The 17997-nt window shown below is 67.5% G+C and carries 11 protein-coding genes; 3 read left to right on the top strand and 8 right to left on the bottom strand.

The window, feature by feature from the left end; genetic code table 11:
- Positions 1-377 precede the first annotated feature (377 nt).
- From H9658_RS09600 to H9658_RS09590, 3 genes are read left to right on the top strand one after another with little or no spacing between them, the layout of a single operon-like run.
- Positions 378-2570 (top strand): TonB-dependent siderophore receptor, encoded by a 2193-nt coding sequence (locus tag H9658_RS09600; protein WP_318241277.1) that lies wholly within the window; start codon positions 378-380, stop codon positions 2568-2570.
- Between the two features lie 27 nt (positions 2571-2597).
- On the top strand, positions 2598-3104 hold the full coding sequence (locus H9658_RS09595) for a hypothetical protein (RefSeq protein WP_225209865.1): 507 nt from the start codon (positions 2598-2600) through the stop codon (positions 3102-3104).
- The gene (locus H9658_RS09590; protein ID WP_191825173.1) at positions 3085-3486 is read left to right on the top strand and encodes a hypothetical protein; all 402 of its coding nucleotides are present in this window, start codon (positions 3085-3087) and stop codon (positions 3484-3486) included. The genes H9658_RS09595 and H9658_RS09590 overlap by 20 nt, the downstream gene beginning before the upstream one ends.
- A 292-nt stretch (positions 3487-3778) precedes the next feature.
- Here H9658_RS09590 and map read toward each other — a convergent pair whose 3' ends face one another.
- From map to H9658_RS09550, 8 genes are all read right to left on the bottom strand, one after another.
- Positions 3779-4555, bottom strand: coding sequence for a type I methionyl aminopeptidase (gene map / locus H9658_RS09585; protein ID WP_191825172.1), 777 nt, complete (start codon positions 4553-4555; stop codon positions 3779-3781).
- A complete protein-coding gene (locus H9658_RS09580; protein WP_179567582.1) occupies positions 4552-4764 on the bottom strand; it encodes a ParD-like family protein in 213 nt (70 codons plus the stop codon). Before H9658_RS09580 ends, map begins: the two co-directional genes overlap by 4 nt.
- Positions 4765-5131: 367 nt before the next feature.
- Positions 5132-6436, bottom strand: coding sequence for a PQQ-dependent sugar dehydrogenase (locus H9658_RS09575; protein ID WP_225209864.1), 1305 nt, complete (start codon positions 6434-6436; stop codon positions 5132-5134).
- Positions 6429-6872, bottom strand: coding sequence for a DUF2231 domain-containing protein (locus H9658_RS09570; protein WP_191825171.1), 444 nt, complete (start codon positions 6870-6872; stop codon positions 6429-6431). The genes H9658_RS09575 and H9658_RS09570 overlap by 8 nt, the downstream gene beginning before the upstream one ends.
- A gap of 185 nt (positions 6873-7057) precedes the next feature.
- Positions 7058-8215, bottom strand: a complete 1158-nt coding sequence (locus tag H9658_RS09565) for a LacI family DNA-binding transcriptional regulator (RefSeq protein WP_225209863.1) — start codon at positions 8213-8215, stop codon at positions 7058-7060.
- Positions 8216-8290: 75 nt separating this feature from the next.
- Positions 8291-10735 (bottom strand): GH92 family glycosyl hydrolase, encoded by a 2445-nt coding sequence (locus tag H9658_RS09560; protein WP_191825170.1) that lies wholly within the window; start codon positions 10733-10735, stop codon positions 8291-8293.
- A gap of 134 nt (positions 10736-10869) precedes the next feature.
- The gene (locus H9658_RS09555) at positions 10870-13980 is read right to left on the bottom strand and encodes a TonB-dependent receptor (protein WP_191825169.1); all 3111 of its coding nucleotides are present in this window, start codon (positions 13978-13980) and stop codon (positions 10870-10872) included.
- Between the two features lie 287 nt (positions 13981-14267).
- Complete coding sequence (locus tag H9658_RS09550; protein ID WP_225209862.1) at positions 14268-17660, bottom strand: GH92 family glycosyl hydrolase; 3393 nt, start codon at positions 17658-17660, stop codon at positions 14268-14270.
- Positions 17661-17997: the final 337 nt, after the last annotated feature.

Genomic DNA, 17997 nt, shown 5'->3' with positions numbered 1-17997 from the left:
CCTGGATAAGAACAAAGCGCTTGTTCGGCCGGCCAAGCCGGCTGGGCTGAGGCGTGGCAAACCACGATCGAGCGCAGCGTACCCGCGCCGGTTGGACGTCATATTGCGAAACCAGGCCAAACTATTTTTCATTGCGGCCATCTTGTAGAGCGTCATCGCGCTTGGCCTAACTGAATAACAATCTGGCCTGGTTTCGCCATGACTCCCCTGTGTCCGCATTGTTAAATACGGCATCCAAATGCGAATGAGTATTGTTGATGCCCGCCCTCACGCCTGTTGGGAAGTCCCGTTGGCCAATCGATAGGCGCACAGCGTGCGCCGCTCATCCTCCTCTGGGTGGGCGGTACAAGGCCGCCATCAGGAGCGCGCCCCGCACCGTGCTTGGCTCGGCGGTTGCGGTCGCAGTTTTCATTGGCGCGCAGGGCGCATTCGCCGCCGAGCCAGCGCAGATCCAAACCAAGCCAGAGGGGACCTCTCAAGAGGAGACAGCCTTCCCGGCCATTACCGTAACGGGCCGCAGGGATACGGCGACCACCGAAGGTACCGGCTCCTACACCACGGGCGAAACTGCGGCGGCGACGCACCTGCCGCTGTCCCTGCAGGAAACGCCACAGGCGCTGACGGTGATCACGCGCCAGCGCATGGACGATCAGCAGTTGAATTCGGTGCAGGGCGTGCTGGAGAACGCCACGGGCGTCGCGTCGTACCAGTCCGACAGCGAACGAACGAGTTTCTATTCGCGTGGTTTCCTGATCAACAACGTTCAGTACGACGGCATTCCCACCGTCGTCGGCGACATCGTCAACGGGAGCGGCATCGGTTCCCTCGATACCGCGTTCTATGATCGTGTCGAGGTCGTGCGCGGCGGCTCCGGCTTGCTGACCGGCACCGGCAATCCCTCGGCCGCCATCAACCTGGTGCGCAAACGACCGAGCCGCGACTTCTCGGCAGCCGCCTCGCTTGGTGGCGGGAGTTGGGACACCTACCGGGGCATGGGCGACATCTCGGTGCCGTTGACCGAGGACGGCCGCATCCGCGCGCGCATGGTGGGGACGTACCAGGACGGACACGCGTACATCGACGGCTACAAGCCGAAGAGGAAATCGTTCTACGGCATCATCGAGGCAGATCTGACAGCAGACACGACGGTGAGCCTGGGCTATGACTACCAGGACATCACGCCGAAGGGCTCCACCTGGGGAGGGTTGCCGCTGTGGTTCAGCGACGGCACGCAGGCGGAGTACTCACGTTCCAGGAACTACGCGCAGGACTGGAGCCATTGGGACAACACCCTCAAGACGGCGTTTGCCGAGATCGAACACCGCTTCGACAACGGGTGGAAACTCCGGGCCGTCGCCAACAAGTACCGCACCGACTACGATGCCGAACTCCTCGGCCTGATCGGCCGCCCCGATCGCGCCACGGGACTGGGCACCTATCCCTACGGGGCGTATCCGGTAGCACTGGCGTCCGAAGGACGCAGCCGTCAAAACACCTTCGACGTGATGGCGAGCGGCCCCGTCGAACTGTTTGGCCGCCAGCATGACCTGGTGGTGGGGGCGACGCGTTCGCGCCGCACGGCCGGCCAGGAGGATGTCGCTCCGTTCTATCCCGGCTTTGCGCCGGTCAATGTCTATGCGCTGAGTCCAGCCTATCCGCGCCCCGACTTCGATGCCATGGCTTGGATACCGACCCGCACCCGAATCAAGCAGAGCGGTGTCTATGGCGCCGCCCGGTTCTCGCTGGCCGAGCCTCTGAAACTCATTGTCGGCGGCCGCTTCAGCAACTACGAAATCGACGACGTCGTCGGTGGCTCGTCGTTGCACTACAAGAAGCGCAGTGAATTCACCCCGTATGCCGGCGTGGTCTACGACATCGACAAGACCTATTCGGCCTACGTGAGCTACACGGGCATCTTCAATCCGCAGACCGACTATCGCGACAGCAGGGGCAACGTGCTCACGCCGGCGAAGGGAAAGACCAAGGAAATCGGCCTCAAAGGCGCTTACATGGACGGGCGTCTGAATGCGTCGGTAGCCTTGTTCGAGACCGAGCTGGACAACGCGGCGCAGATGGTCGCAGGAACCTATACGCCAGCCGGTGGCCAAGCCTATCGAGGCGCGGATGGGACGAAGTCGCGCGGGATCGAGCTGGACCTGCAGGGCGAGTTGGCGCGTGGCTGGAACATCTACGCAGGGATCGCCCATTTCACGGCGCAAGATGGCGATGGCGTGCGCTTGAATTCGCAATTGCCGCGCACCACGGCCCAGCTTTTCACCAGCTACCAGTTGCCCGGAGAGTGGAGCAAGTTGACGCTGGGCGCAGGCGTCAAATGGCAAAGCCGCTTCTACCAGGCGCCCAATACCGGCACCAGTTCGCTGGGCGGGGAACAGGGGTCTTATGCCCTGGCATCACTGATGGGGCGCTACTCCATCACCAAGCAGACCAACGTGGCCGTCAACGTCAACAACGTTTTCGACAAGAAGTACGCGCTACAGAAAGGCGATTTCGACACCGTGGGTTATGGCGCACCACGCAACGTGATGGTGACGCTGAACTACCGGTATTGATCTGCGCTCAGGCGAACGCTTCAGCCGTTGGAAATCCTCAGACATATCGCCATTGATATCGAGAAAACTCCCATGCCTCTTCAGCCCCCCTCGCGCCCCGCACAAGACCCGGCCACGAACCACCCAGACAAGGTCGCCTTGTTCTGGTTGACGACAGCCGCTGGTGCCGTGCTTTTTGTCACCTTCCAGTTGTTCTTCTACGTAAACGACTTTGTGAGAGCGCACGGAGCGACGCCGGCGATCACGTTTGAGCCCGGCGTGCTGTGGATGTTTTCCGCGTTCTACGGTTGTTGGATCGTCACGGTACTTCTAGCGCTGATCGGAACCCGCAAGGATCAGTGGGGTGCGCTGGCCCTCGGCAGCCTGCTTGTCGTCCTGAATACCCTCGGAGGCATCTCCGACGGGTTGCGCGACGGTTGGCACATTGCCTTTTCGGCAGTGTTCTTCATTACGTTGCCGGGCGTGTTCGCCATTGCGGCCACCTGGCGTCGCCTCAAAAGCAAAGGAAACGGCCATGTCGATGAACAGTTCTGACTTCCCTTTGGTCTGGATGAATCTTGCCCAAGAACCCGGACATGACCACCAGAAGGACTTCGAGGAATTCGAGGAAAATCTGCAGCGCGGGGAGCCCTTCGTGCTCTTGACCGATACCGCACCGGCTGAAGACCATGAGCACTCGCCGGAGGAAAAGAAACGCACCGCGCTGTGGATGAAGAAGCACAAGCTCGAATTGCGAAGGCTGGTGCTGGCAATGATCCTGGTCGAACCCAACTCGGCGAAACGTCTTGGTTTCAAGGCATTTGCGGTCGTTTTTGCCAAGTTCTGGGGCTACCCTCTACTTCTTGCCGCTTCACGCGAACAGGCAATAGAGATGGCTGGAGAACTGCTCCCAAAGGACGGAGAGCCATCCAGCTGATGGCCCACGCTGGCGCCCGATCTCCCGGTAAGCTCTGTCGCCGTTCATCGCCCAGGCACATCGACCACGGCGAAGCCGTGCGTCTTCCAGGATACGGCTGCCCGGCATGCCCTGGGTCTCCACTGGACACCTTCCAACTGACCGACGAACGCCGCGAGGAGCCGCGCGAAGCGCTGTCGGACGCGCTACGCCGGGCAGGCGTTGCCGCTGCCAGCTTCGTCGCCGCCGAGCCCGGGCAGGTCTTCGGCTTCGACGATCCTGCGGCCTAGCGCTCAGTTCCTGCCGTTCCCCGTCAATCGACCCGGCAAAGCGGCTTCTCGCCGGGCCGCAACGTCAGCACCCGCACGCCGCTGCGCGTCACCGCCACCGTGTGCTCGAACTGCGCCGACAGCTTGCCGTCGCGCGTATGCACCGGCCATTGCTCCGGCAGCGCGCGGATCGCCGCGCGGCCCTGGTTGAGCATCGGTTCGATGGTGAACACCATGCCTTCCTGCAGCTCCAACCCGGTGCCGGCGTGGCCGTAGTGCAGGATCTGCGGATCTTCGTGCATCTCGCGGCCGATGCCGTGCCCGCAGTATTCCTTCACCACGCTGTAGCCGTGCTCGCGCGCATGGCGGGCGATGGCGTGGCCGATGTCGCCCAGGCGCGCGCCGGGGCGCACCGCGGCGATGCCCTTCCACATCGCCTGGTAGGTCGCCTGCACCAGCCGCCGCGCCGGATAGGCGACCTCGCCGACCAGGTAGGTGGTGCTGGAATCGGCGATGTAGCCGTTCTTTTCGAGCGTGATGTCCAGATTGACGATCTGGCCGCTGCGCAACACGTCGTCGGCCGAGGGCACGCCGTGGCAGACCACGTCGTCGATCGAAGCGTTGAGCACGAACGGGAATCCGTACTGGCCCTTGCTGGCCGGCCGCGCGTGCAGTTCTTCCACGATCATCCGTTCGACGACGTCGTTGAGTTCCAGCGTGCTGCGGCCTTCCAGCGGCAGCTGGTCCAGCGCATGGAACACCTGCGCCAGCAGTCGGCCGGACTCGGCCATCAGCGCGAGTTCGTCCGGCCGCTTGATCACGCTCGGCCCGATTTCAACGCCTGCGGTTGCACCCCGGCCGCACGCAACTCGCGCGCCACCAGGTCCTGGAACGACAGCTCCGGATGCATCTCGCACAGCATGCCGATCCTGATCCAGAAGGTGGCCTGCGCATTGATCGAGCGGCTGGTCACCGTACAGGCGCGGCGCAGTTGGTCGTGCAGTTCGTCGTCGATGTTGACGATGCCCATGGGGGCTCCTGTGTCCGGGATACATGAATCATATACGATTCGTATATCGCGAACAATACACGCCTCACGCGTGCCTGCCGCGCTCATCCCCGGCACGAGGGCGACGGCAACGGATGCGCAGGACGCCACTCCTTCTGCATTTCATAGCGCTGGACGGAATACGCCTTGACTGAAGGCACGTCACAGACGCGCGGGCCAGGCGCAAAAGCGGGGATCGGCGTGGCGCACAGGCGCGCGTACGCACGCCCGACGGTTGCGTTCCTGCCGCCTCAGATCGGCGGCGGCCGGCGTGGCCCGCGCCAGGCGCCGCATCGAGCGCAGACTCGCTCCGCCCGCCTGCAGGTGGGCGGAGCGAGTCTGCGCTCGGTCAGAAGCTCACCCGCCAGACGCTGTTGCCGACGTCATCGGCAATCAGCAGCGCGCCGTCCTTATCCTGCGCCAGGCCGACCGGGGCGCCGAACAGCTGCGACTGGTCCTGCGAGTGGAAGCCGCTGACCACGGTCTGCGGCGGACCGGCCGGCCGACCCTGCTGGAACGGCACGTAGACCACCTGGTAGCCGCTGAGCGGCGAGCGGTTCCAGCTGCCGTGCTCGGCCACGAACGCGCCCTCGCGGTACTTCGCGGGCAGCGTCTCGCCGCGGGAAAACCACAGGCCCAGCGCGGCCACATGCGAGCCCAGGGCGTAGTCCGGCTTGATCGCCTTGGCCACCAGGTCCGGCCGTTGATCCTTGACCCGCACATCCACGTTCTGCCCGTAATAGCTGTACGGCCAGCCGTAGAATCCGCCGTCCTGCACCGAGGTCAGGTAGTCGGGCACCAGATCGGCGCCGATCTCGTCGCGCTCGTTGGCGATCGCCCACAGCGCGCCGGTGTGCGGCTCCCACTGCAGTCCGGTCGGATTGCGGATGCCGGAGGCGAAGATGCGGCTGCTGGCCGAGGCGACATCCACTTCCAGTACGGCCGCACGGCGGTACTCCACGTCCAGCCCGTTCTCGCCGATGTTGCTGTTGGAGCCCACGCCGACGTACAGCTTGCGGCCGTCGGGGCTGGCCAGCAGCGCCTTGGTCCAGTGGTGCTCGATCGTGCCGGGGAGATCGGCGAACAGCGTGCCGGCCGCGGTGATCTCGGTCTGGCCGGCGACGTAGGGGAACTTCATGATGCTGTCGGTGTTGGCGACGTACAGCGCATCGCCGATCAGCTGCACGCCGAACGGCGAGTGCAGCCCCTTCAGGAACGCATGCTGCTCCCACTTGCCGTCCGCTGTCCTGCGCAGCAGGGTGATGCGGTTGCCGCCCTTGGCGCTCTTGCCGGAACGGCCCTGGATCAGGCCGGCGATCAGCTGCTTGGGCGTGGTGACCGGCTCCATGCCCGGCGAGTTGGCCTCCACCACCAGCACGTCGCCGTTGGGCAGCACGTACAGCTGGCGCGGATGCTTCAGGCCGCCGGCGATCTTCTCGATCTTCAGGCCAGCCGCCACCGTGGGCGCCTGCCCCTCCTTCCAGCCCACACCCTCGGGAACCCGCATCGGCGGCAGCAGGAAGTTGCGGGCTTCCGGCAACGGCGGCGCGTTGCCCGCCTGCTGGGTCGGTTCGAGCGTGGCCTTGCCGCTGCAGGCGGCCAGGGCCATTGCGCAGCTCAGGGCGAAGGCGGACGTGCAGAGGCGCTTAGCCATGGGCGTAACCCTCGCGTGGCGTCGTGCGGATGGCGATGAGCACATGCCCGATCGCCAGCAGCGCGACCGTGGCGATCGAGAGCCAGACGCCCGCGGGGACCACCGCATACGCATCGCGGCTGTGCACGAAGGAATTGAAGATGGCGGCGACGATGGCGAGCAGGTTCAACCAGAAGTCGAGCCGTTCCCCCGGCAGCGAGGAACGCCGCGCGGTGATCCAGACCTGGGTCAGATTGATCAGGCGCGGCACGATGGCGATGACCAGGCCGATCGCGATCAGCCAGGCCGCCGCCTTGGTCCACAGGATCACGCCGCTGCGGGCATAGACGATGTCGAAGATCAGCGCTGCGACGAAGCAGCCGAACGGGATGGGGTTGAGCAGGCCGTAGAGGGCGTTGGCCACCACGGAACGGCGCGCTGCAGTCTGCAGATGCATGAGACGGCTCTCGACGAAGGGAGGAATGGGGCGAATCGCCCGCTCACCACGAAACCGCGGAACGCTCCGCGGTGGTGGTGCGATCCACTATCTGCCCGTCTCTGTCTAGAGGGTGTCGCGATGGGACGGCGTGCTCGGTCGTGTCGTCCGGACTCGCCGCTTCGGCCGCACCCGTGATCGCAGCGCTACGCGAGCGCGGCAACGATCGGCGCTCCGCTGCTTTCGCGCACCGACAAGCTCACCGGCGCGATCGTCCTGCGCGGCGCGGCGCGGTCGTGCAGTTGCGCGAGCACCAGCTGCGCCGCTTGCCGGCCGCGCGCGCGCGGCTGCGCGGCGAGCGTGGTCAGCGCCGGCGTGCTCACCGCGGCTTCGGGAATGTCGTCGAAGCCGGTGACGGCGAAGTCCTGACCGGGCCGGATGCCGCGCGCCAGCAGGCCCAGCATCAGGCCCAGCGCGACCGTGTCGTTGTAGCAGACCGCCGCCGTCGGTGGCGCCGCGACGGCGAACAGCTCGCCGTGGCGCGCAGCCGCTTCCAGGCGGTTGGGCGCCGACTCGATCAGCCAGGCCGGGTCGACCGGCAACCCGGCGCTGCGCATCGCCTGCGCGTGGCCGGCGCGGCGCTGGCGGCACGAACTGGACGCGGCATGGCCACCGTAGAAGGCGATGCGATGGTGGCCGAGTGCGATCAGGTGCTCGGTCGCCAGTTGCGCGCCGCGCTGGTTGTCCAGGCCGAGGAAGCCCCAATCGTCGGCGCCGGCGAGTTCGCGGTTGAACAGCAGCACGTTCGCGCGCGCGTCCAGCACCGTGTGCAGCTCGGCGGCGTCGCTGCCCTCGGCCGGCGACAGGATCACGCCCGCCGGCGTGTGCTCCATCAGCGAGCCCAGCACCGCCTGCTGCCGCGCGGGCGACTCGCCGGTGCTGCCCAGCAGGGTCACGTAGCCTTTCTCGCCCAGCGCCTCGTCCACGCCGGCTGCGAACTCGGCGAAGAACGGATTGGCCAGGTCGTTGATGACCAGCGCCACGCTGGTCGAGGTGCGCCGGCGCAGATTGGCCGCGCCGCGGTTGTAGACGTAGCGCTGCCGCTTCAGCTCCGCTTCCACCCGCGCGCGCGTGTCGGCATGGACCAGCGGGCTGCCGCGCAGCACCAGCGACACGGTCGCGCGCGAGACGCCGACCGCATCGGCGATGTCGGTGACGGTCACCACGCGCTGGCGATCGCGTGCCGCGGCGGCCGGCGCGGCCTTCCCCACGCCATCCACCGCGTCCGGCGCCGGTGCCGGCGTGGGCAGGACGGCCTTGGACGCGCGTATGGATGCGGCACGGGGCGGACGCTTCTGGCGCATCGGATCGATCCCCTTCTGACGAGACCCGCAGCGTAAACCATCGGCTGCGCGTGGCTGCCGGTGTCGTGTGCGGACTCAGCGCAAGGTCATGCCCGCCGCAGCGGGGTCGGCGGCACAGGGCGACAGCGGCAGGTCCTGCGGGCGCGTGCCCCAGCCCTGCGGCTGCGGCGCCTCGCTCAGCTCGAAGCGCAAGCGGCCGCCCTGGCGCAGCTGCGCCCAGTCCAGCCAGACCGGCGCCTGCGTGCGTCCGTCCAGGGTCACGCCGCGGATATAGCGCAGCGCGCCGTCGCCGGCCTGCGGCGCATCGATGCGCAGCGTGCGGCCCGGCCCCATGTCCAGCTCGATGCGCGAGAAGCGCGGCGCATGCAGCAGGAACTGCCCGGTGCCGGGCACCGCCGGATACAGGCCCATGGCGCTGAACAGGTACCACGCCGACATCGTGCCCAGGTCGTCGTTGCCGGTGACGCCGTTCGGCGCATTGGTGAACAGCGTCTGCGCCGCATGCAGCACGGTGCTGGTCTTCCATGGCTGGCCGATCAGCGTGTACATCCACGGCGCGTGCAGATCGGGTTCGTTGTTGGGGTTGTAGCGGAACTGGCTGTAGTAGCTGTACGGGCCCACCACCCATTCCTTGCGCGCGGCGCCGGCCGGATCGGCCAGCAGCGCGTCGTAGGCGAAGAACGCGTCCAGGCGCCGCGCGGCCTGCTCCGGTCCGTGCATCGCCTGCACCAGGCCCGGCACGTCCTGCTGCGCCAACCACTGGTACTGCCAGGCGGTGCCTTCATGGAAGCCGTGCTGCGAGCGCGGGTCGTAATGGCCATCCGACGGCGTGTACCACGCACCGTCCTCGGTGCGCGGCCGCGGGAAGCCACTGAAACCGGTCTGCGCATCGCGCACCGTCGGGTCCCACAGCGTGCGCCAGTTGCGCCCGCGGCGGTTCAGCACCGCGGCGTCCTCGGCGTGACCCAGCGCGCCGGCCATCGTCGACAGCGCGCAGTCGGCCAGCGCGTACTCCAGCGTCGCCGAGCCGCCGTGGTGCGGATCGACATCCATGCCCTTGGACGGGAACGCGCGGTCGTACTGCACGAAGCCGTGCGCCAGGTAATTGGCATTGCCGGACCGGCCGGCATGTCGCGAGTTCAACGGCGGCATCTCGAAGGCGTTGCGGCGCAGCGCGGCGTAGGCCTCGGCCTCGCGCCCCTGCAGCGCGCCGAAGCGCCACAGGTCGACCAGGAACGGCGTGACCGGATCGCCGGTCATGACGTTGCTCTCGAAGTTGGCATAGCCCCAGCGCGGCAGCCAGCCCCCCTGCTCATCGATCGCCAGGAGCGAGCGTGCGATGTCGGCGGCGCGCTGCGGCCGCAGCAGGGCCAGCAACTGGTTCTGCGAGCGGTAGGTATCCCACAGCGAGAAATACTCGTGGTAGGTCCAGCCGTCGGCGCGGTGGATGAGGTCGTCGTAGCCGCGGTAACGGCCATCCGCATCGCTGCCGGTCAGCGGCTGCAGCAGCGCGTGATACAGCGCCGTGTAGAACACCACGCGGTCGTCGCCGCTGCCGCCGTGCACGCGCACGCTGGCAAGCTCCTTGTCCCACGTCCGCTGTGCGCGGGTGCGCATGGCATCGAAGCCGAGCAGGCGGCCATTGGCTATGCCGTCGCTGCGCAGGTTGTTGCGCGCGCCCTCGGCATCGACGTGCGAGATCGCCGAGATGGCGGTGACCGCGCGGTCCTTGCCCAGATCGAAGGTCAGCCAGGCGCCGCTCGGCTTGCCCTCGCCTTCCATGACATGGCGCGACCCCGGCACGCCGCCGGCCTCGCCCCAGGTGCCGAAGGCCTTGAACGGACGATCGAACTCCAGGCGGAACCAGGTCGTGTACTGGTGGCCGCCGCAGAAGCTGTCGGTCACCAGCTTGCCTTCCACCACGCGGTCGCCGATGACGCTCAGGGTGCTGCCGGTGACGACATGGCGGGCGTTGGCCTGGCCGATGTTGACCAGCACATGGCCCTCGCCCGAGGTCGCAAAGGTGTAGCGCTCGGCCGCCGCCCGGGTCAGCGCGGTGGCTTCGGCCTCGATGCCGCCGTAATCGGTCAACCGCACCTTGTAGTAGCCGGCCTGGCCACGCTCGCCATCGTGCTGGTAGCGCGCACCGTAGCGTGCGTGGTCGAACGCCTTCGGATCGGCCGTATCGAACTCGCCGCCCGGGCCGATGCGCCCGGTCACCGGCAGCACCGAGACCTGCCCGCCCTGTTCCCAACAGCCGGCACCGGAGAGGAAGGAATGGCCGAAGCCGCGGATCTGCGGATCGTCGTAGCGCCAGCCGGCGTAGTGCGCGCCGATCGGGCTGACCTGGATCATCCCGAACGGTGCGGACGCGCCGGGAAAGGTGTTGCCGTCGTCCTTGCTGCCGATGAAGGTGTTGACCTCGGCGCTGGGCCGTGGCGCGGCCGCCAGCGCCGGCGCAGTCAGCAACAAGGACAGGGCGAGCGTGTGGAGCAGGGAGGGCAGCGGGGGAAGCGTCATGCGGTGTGGTCCTGTGGTGAGCGACCGCCCCGCGCGACGGGAACGGTCGTGGCCTGCAACGAAAAACGGCGTCCGGCCCGCGCGGCCTCCCGCCGAACGGGAGTGCCGCATGGGCCCGGATACCGGGGGCGCGCCTAGAACTTGTAGGTCAGCCCCAGATACGCCAGCCGGCCGGCGTAGCCGCTGGTATAGAAACGATCGCGGGTGTCATCGCCCAGGTGCTGGCGCGTCTCCTGCTTGGTCAGGTTCAGCACCGACGCGGAGAGGCTGAGCGCCGGCGTGATGTTGTAGGCCGCGTTCAGATCGATCTGGTAGTACGGCTCCTCGTAGATGTTCAGCCCGTTGACCAGGCCCTGCACCAGTTCGCCGCGACGGTTGTACGAGGCGCGCAGCAGCAGGCGGTCGGTCTCGTAGAACACGGTGAGGTTGGTCTGGTTCTTGGCGCTGCCGGGCATGGAGGTCTTGCCGACCTCGGTCCCGTCCTCCAGCCGCACCGCCGCCTTGCTGGCATCGTTGTAGGTGTAGTTGAACTGCACGCCGAGGCCGGATGCCAGCGTGTGCTGCGCGTACAGCTCCACGCCTTGCGAGACCGCATCCTGGCCGCCGGCCTGGGTGCTGTAGTTCTGCACGGTGACCATCTGCCCGTCGACCATCATGCTCACGTCGCTGATCACGCCGACGGCGAAGTTCTCGACGTTCTTGCGGAACAGTCCCACACCCGCCACCGAGCCCGGCTGGAAGTACCACTCCAGCCCCAGGTCGAACTGGTTGGCCTTGTACGGCTCCAGGTTCTTGTTGCTGCCCGAGCCGTACCAGCCCTGCTCGCTGGCGCCGCCGGTCAGGCGCCGGTCGGCCACGTACTCGGGGCTGTAGTACTCCAGGCTGCCGGGCGCGGCGATGTCGGTGTAGCTGGGACGCGCGATCACCTTCGACGCCGCCGCGCGCAACAGCAGGTTCTCGGTCAGGTCGTAGGCCAGGTTGAAGCTCGGCAGCACGTCGGTGTAATTGCGGTCCAGGCCGCTGATGACGAACGACTCGTTGCGTTGCTCGCTGTCCGACAACCGCCAGTAGCCTTCGGTACCGCAGTAGGTGTCGGCCGGGGCGCCGGTGGGCATGGCGGCGCCCTGCTGGCAGGCCAGCGGATTGCCGTCGGCGCCGTCGAAGAAGTAGTCGTTGTAGGCGGTCACCTTGTCGGTGGAATCGGCGTGCTGGCCGGTGCGCGCCACCCGCACGCCCACGTTGCCGCGCAGGTGCTCGGTGTGGAAGTTGAGTTGCAGGTAGGTGGAATAGATCTTCTCGTCGACGTTGTAGACGAAGTTGTCTTCGCTGCGGGTCTGCATCGCGCCGTAGGTGTTGTTCAAGTAGCCGATGTAGCCCGGGAAGTTGATCGCCGGAAACGCACTGGCCTTCACCCCGCCGGGGAAGTTGTCCATCGCATACAGCAGGTCCGGCGAGAACTGCGTGGCGATGGCGTTGCAGCGCCCGTTCCAGTAGCGGTTGTCGTAGTCGCCCGGGTCGGTGCCCGGACACACCCAGTAGTTGTTGCCGGTGTTGCGGTGGATGCCGCCGTCGCGACGCTTGAGGCCGAACTGCAGCGAATCGAAGACCTCGCCGTCGAGATGCCAGGTGGTGTCGATCTGCGCGTACTTCTGCTGGTTGGTGTTACGGGTCCAGGACGAGCCGGTCGAACCCAGATCGACCTGCAGGATGCCGTCGCGCAGGTTCTGCATCAACTCCGGCGAGAACGTCATGGTCGGGGTGCCGGTCAGGTCCCAGGCGCTGGCGAAGTTGCCGTTGGTCCAGCTGCCGTCGGGGTTCTGCAGGCGCGGCTTGATCGGCAGGGAGAACTGCAGCTCCGGCCCGCCCTTGGCCCAGGTGCGGCCGGCCTTGAAGGACACGTCCACGCTCTCGCCGCGCCATTCGCCGCCCAGGTCCACCGTCTGCGACAGCGATTTTTCGATGTTGTAGCTGCCGGTGATCTGCGGCGTCGGCACGGTGCAGTCGTCCGAGCCCCAGCCGCCTGGCGGCAGGCCGGCCGCGGCAGCCTGGGCCTCGCTGCAGTAGTACGCCTTGCCCGGATGCAGGCTGTAGTCGGCGCCGGTGACGATGGTGCCGCTGGGATCGAGGTGCAGCCCGTCGAGCAGGCGGCCGCCGCGCCAGTTGCCGTCGCCGTAGTAACGCGCGATGTTCCACTCGGGAATCTTGACGGTGTTGGTCTGCGAGTTCTGCGAGAGATCGAAGCGGAAGTAGTTCGCGGTCAGGGTCAGGTCGTCGGTCGGCTTGAACTGGAAGGTCAGCTGGCCGCCCTTGCGCTCGCGCTCCTCCTGCTTGACGTCCAGGCTGACCGCGGTCGGCATCATGAAGCCGGTGCGGTAATTGCCGTTCTGGTCCCAGAAGCCGGTGCCGCCCCACCAGTTGGAGTTGAACGCCGACGGATTGCCGTTCACGTCCACGGCCGGGCCGACTTCGTCGCGGCCGTACCACTGCCAGTCCTCGGTGCTGGCGTCCAGGGTGCGCGCCGTGCGCTTCTGCTGCGTGTAGCCGACGAACACGCCGAAGCGGTTGTCCTTGTCGTGCCACGAGTACGAACCGGAGAACTGGCCGTCGGTCTTCTTGCTGGTATCGGCCCAGGTGCCCTCGACCGAGACGAAGCCGGAATGGGGTTCCAGCTCCAGCGGCCGCCGCGTCTGCAGGATCACCGTGCCGCCGATGCCGCCTTCGTCGATGCGCGCTTCCGGTGTCTTGTACAACTCCGCGCTGCCCAGCAGGTTCGACGGCAGCAGCGTGTAGTTGAACGAGCGCGTCGGGTCGCCGTTGGACTCGGCGGTGGCGATGTAGTTGCCGTTCAATTCGGTCAGCACCAGCTCCGAGGACAGCCCGCGCACGCTGACGTTCTTGCCCTCTCCGCCGTCGCGGCTGATCACCACGCCGGGCACGCGCTGCAACGCATCGGCCACGTTCTTGTCGGGGAACTTGCCGACGTCCTCGGCGGTGATCACGTCCACCACGGCGTTGGCGTTGCGCTTCTGCTCCAGGCTTTTCTCGATCGCGTAGCGGTAGCCGGTCACCGTGACCGCGTCCAGGTCCTTGGCCTGCAGTTCGGCCTGGCCCGAGGGCGCTGGCGTGCTGTCGGCCTGCTGCGCGAAGGCGGTGGTGGAGGCGGCGCTCGCGCACAAGGCGATGGCGATCCCCACAGACAAGGTGCTGCGGTGGCGTACGTGTGACATGCGGTTCATTTCAATCATCCTCTCCCAAAGATTGATCGGCTGCGGCGACGGCGGGTTTCAATCGATCCAAAGACCGAGCGGAACGTGCGCGCGTCGCGGCAGGAAAACATCCGGCGTCACTGCGGCGAGCCGGCCTTGCGTTTCTTTCCTCCTGTCCTGCACAAACCGGATTGGATCGTCCCAATCACTTGAAAAATCAGATACCTCGGTACTTCGCGGCGAGCCTGTTGTCGCGCCACTGGTCTAGCGGATTGCGTTCTCCTGCAGCGGGCGACGGACGTCGCACGCGCTGCGCTGTCGCCGCTTCATGGCACGGCCTGCCGGGCCACCGGCTGCAACAGTTCGATCTCGGCCAGCGCCACGCCCTCGCCCGCCTCCAGGCGCAAGCGGTACGCAGCGTAGGCGCCGGGGTGGGCGATGCGGAACGGCCGCAATTGCCGCGCCCAGGCGAACGCCTGCGCGCGCCGCTGGTCCAGCAGGGTCCAGGCGCCGTCGCCGTTGCGCCCCTCCAGCGTCCAGGCCAGGCCGGACAATGCGCTGTCGGCGTTGGTCAGCGTGTAGTGCGTGGCGCGCATCGGTGTCGCCAAGCGCAGGTCGACGCTGGCGCCGGCCGGCAGCGACAGCGCCGTCGTCGCGTCGTCGTCGATCAATGCGGCGGCCTTGGCTTGTCCATTCAACGACACTGCCACCGCCTGCGACGCCACGTCCTGCAGGCCGCGCGGCGCGCTGCCGGGCGGGGTCAGCGACGGCGGCAGCGCAGCGACGCCGCTGCCCCAGCGCGATGGGGTGTCGCCCATCACGAACTCCAGCGTGGCGCCATCGGCGATGTCCTGATGGCGCAGCCAGGCCTTATCCCACGGCTTGCCGTTGAGCGTGAGCGATTGCACGTACACGTTGCGCGCACTGTTGTTGCGTGCGATCACCACCAGCTTGCGGCCGTTGCCGAGATCGACCTCCGCCCGTGGGAACGCGGGCGAGCCGATCACGTACTCCGGCGCGCCCATGCGCAGCGGATACAACCCGAGCATCGCGAACAGGTACCACGCCGACATCTCGCCGTTGTCCTCGTCGCCGGGATAGCCCTGGCCGACCTCGCTGCCCAGGTACAGCCGGCGCAACACCTCGCGGGTGATGCGTTGCGTCTTCCACGGCTGCCCCGCCGCCACGTACATCCACGGAATGTGGTGCGACGGCTGGTTGCTGTGCGCGTACATGCCCATGCGCACGTCGCGCGCCTCGGTCATCTCGTGGATGACGCCGCCGTAGCTGCCGGCGAACTGCGGGTCCGCCGTCTCCGGCGTGGCGAAGAAGGCGTCCAGCCGCGTCGCCAAGGCATCCTCGCCGCCCAGCAGCCCGGCCAGGCCGGCGGCGTCGTGCGGGGTGGTGAAGGCGAAGGTCCAGGCATTGGCCTCGGTGTAGTCGCCGCCCCACACGCGCGGATCGAAGCCCGACGCCGGCACGCCCCACTGGCCTGCGGGCGTGCGCCCGCGGAAGAAGCGCGTCGCGGGATCGAACAGCGCCACGTAGTCGGTGGCACGCGCCTGAAAATACTCGGCCTCTTCGCGATAGCGCTGCGCTTGCTGCGGATCCTGTTCCTCGGCGGCCAGCGCCTGCGCCATCTGCGCCAGGCCGAAATCGTTGAGCGCGCCCTCCAATGTCCACGACAGGCCTTCGTGCACATCGTTGGCGGCGTAGCCACGGTACATCGAGCGGGCCAGCCCCTTGCGGCCGACGTTCGCCACCGGCGGCACCACCGTGGCATTGCGCAGCGCCGCGGCATAGGCGGCGTGCGCGTCGAATCCGCGCACGCCCTTCAGCCAGGCGTCGGCGAAGGCCACGTCGGAGCTGGTGCCGACCATCAGGTCCGCGTAGCCGGGCGAGGACCAGCGCGCCACCCAGCCGCCGTCGCGGTACTGCTGCAGGAAGCCGTCGATCATCGCCCCGGCCTGCTCCGGCGCGAACAGCGCGTAGGCCGGCCAACTGGTGCGGAAGGTGTCCCAGAAGCCGTTGTTGACGTAGACCTTGCCCGGCGCCACCGGCGCGGAGCTGCGCTCGGCGTCGCCGCCGGCACTGTCCTTCGACCACGTGTTCTGGTCGGCATGCCGCCAATCCGGATGCGCCGCATCGCCGACGTTCTCGTGGGCGATGTTCGGATACAGGAACAGGCGGTACAGATTGGAGTACAGCGTGACCCGCTGATCGTGGCTGGCGCCCTGCACCTGCACCCGTCCCAGCACCGCGTCCCACGCGTCCTGCGCGCGCTCCCGCACCACGTCGAACCCGGCGTCGCCGATCTCCTGCTGCAGGTTGCGCTGCGCCTGTTCCACCGAGATCAGCGAGGTGGCGATGCGCATCACCACTTCGCGCTCGGCGCCCGGCGCGAACTTCACGTAGCCGGTCGGGCGCCCCGTGGCGATCTTGCCGCTGGCGATCCACGGACGGTCGAAGCGCGCATACACGAACAGGCGCGTGGCGCCGTTGGACAGCCCGCTACGCGTGTCGGAGTAGCCGCGCAGCGTCTGCGTCGCCGCGTCCAGGGTCAGGCCACCGCGCGCATCGACGTTGTCGAACAGCAGATTGGCGTCGCCACCGCGCGGAAAGCGGAAGCGGAAGATCGCCGCCCGCTCGCTCGGCGCCAGTTCGGCGCGGATGCCGTTGTCGAAGTCCACCCGGTACAGATGCGGGCGCGCCTCTTCGTGGTCGTGACCGAACGACAACGCGCGCTTGCCGCGGTCCGCCTCCGGCACTCCGCGCGTGGATGAGGGCATCACCTGGAAGGTCTGCCGATCGCCCATCCACGGACTGGGCTCGTGACTGATCGACAGCGCCTGCAGCCGCGGCCGGTTGTCCTCGCCGTTCTGCTCGTTCCAGCGGTACAGCCAGCCGAGCGAACCGGCATCGGTCGCCGGCACCCAGAAATTGAAGCCATGCGGCATCGCCGTGGCGGGAATGTTGTTGCCGCGCGAGAACGTGCCGTTGGACTGCGTCCCGCGCGTGGTCACCACCTCGTCGCTCGGCCGTCGCGCCGCCTGCGGCGCTGCCTCGCGGCGCAGCGCGACATCGTCAATCCAGCCCGACGCCAGCTTGCCGGCGCCAGGCTGCACCTGCAACTCGATGGCACGGATGCGCCTGCCGCGCAGGGCCGCCACCTCGCCCAGCCGCACCTGCTTGAGCGCCCATTGCTGCGGATACAGCGTTTGCGACGCGGCCTGCCCCTGTGCGCTGACCAGCGCACCGTGCTGATCCTCCAGGCCCAGCTCCGACAACCGGCGCCCATCGTCGAACAGCAGATCCACCGCCACACCGGTCGAGGCCACCGTGTCGCCGTCCACGATTTCCGGCAGCACCATCCACGACAGCATCGTGTCCGGCTCCACCGCAACATCGACCGCGAACAGCGACGCGCGCCCGGCCGCAGCGGCGCGATAGCGCAACGCGTGCAACCCGGTGTAGCCCATGCCGGCCTTGGCCGCGTAGGGATGCGCGGGGCCATTGCCGACAGCGATCTGCACGCCCTGCTGGCCGGGCTGCGCGGCCGGTGCCGGCGCGGGTTCGCCGCGCTCGAACGATGAAGCGAAGCCGCTGTCGTGCGCGCACGCCGCGCCGCTGCCTGCCAGCAGCAACGCCGCCGCAACGAAGGACGCCAGCCACCGGCGCGAAGCATCAGGCAGGTGCGCGAAGGGTGGGCGGAACGTCATGGCAGACTCCCAGGAAGTGTCGGTCGGTGGCACCCGCGGCGCGCATGGCGGCGCGCAACCGCAGTGACAACGGCGCGCGATGCGAGAACGCAACGTGGACCGGATCGACCCGATGGACCGCGCGCAACGTCGGTGCCGACGCATCGCCGCGGCCGCAGGTGCATGCGGACCCGTCAGCGACCATCAGCAGACGCGTGGCTCGCGATCCCCCACTCGCCGTCTTCCCCAGGATGCAATGCATCGACGGCTTTGGATCGATCCAACGCGGGTAGATGTAACACGCCCGTTTCGGGGTTGCATGCTGCTGCGCAACAGCCATGGCCTCATCCGTGGCCCA

Origin of the sequence: Xanthomonas bonasiae, from assembly GCF_014836395.1 — a bacterium.
In the GTDB taxonomy this organism is placed as follows: domain Bacteria; phylum Pseudomonadota; class Gammaproteobacteria; order Xanthomonadales; family Xanthomonadaceae; genus Xanthomonas_A; species Xanthomonas_A bonasiae.
This window is presented reverse-complemented; position numbering and strand designations above follow the sequence as displayed.

What these genes read in the sequence shown, in the direction of transcription:
- H9658_RS09590 (WP_191825173.1), top strand. Translation starts at nt 3,085, where the DNA reads ATGTCGATGAACAGTTCTGACTTCCCTTTGGTCTGGATGAATCTTGCC.
- H9658_RS09580 (WP_179567582.1), bottom strand. Translation starts at nt 4,764, where the DNA reads ATGGGCATCGTCAACATCGACGACGAACTGCACGACCAACTGCGCCGC.
- H9658_RS09575 (WP_225209864.1), bottom strand. Translation starts at nt 6,436, where the DNA reads ATGGCTAAGCGCCTCTGCACGTCCGCCTTCGCCCTGAGCTGCGCAATG.
- H9658_RS09570 (WP_191825171.1), bottom strand. Translation starts at nt 6,872, where the DNA reads ATGCATCTGCAGACTGCAGCGCGCCGTTCCGTGGTGGCCAACGCCCTC.
- H9658_RS09565 (WP_225209863.1), bottom strand. Translation starts at nt 8,215, where the DNA reads ATGCGCCAGAAGCGTCCGCCCCGTGCCGCATCCATACGCGCGTCCAAG.
- H9658_RS09560 (WP_191825170.1), bottom strand. Translation starts at nt 10,735, where the DNA reads ATGACGCTTCCCCCGCTGCCCTCCCTGCTCCACACGCTCGCCCTGTCC.
- H9658_RS09555 (WP_191825169.1), bottom strand. Translation starts at nt 13,980, where the DNA reads ATGATTGAAATGAACCGCATGTCACACGTACGCCACCGCAGCACCTTG.
- H9658_RS09550 (WP_225209862.1), bottom strand. Translation starts at nt 17,660, where the DNA reads ATGACGTTCCGCCCACCCTTCGCGCACCTGCCTGATGCTTCGCGCCGG.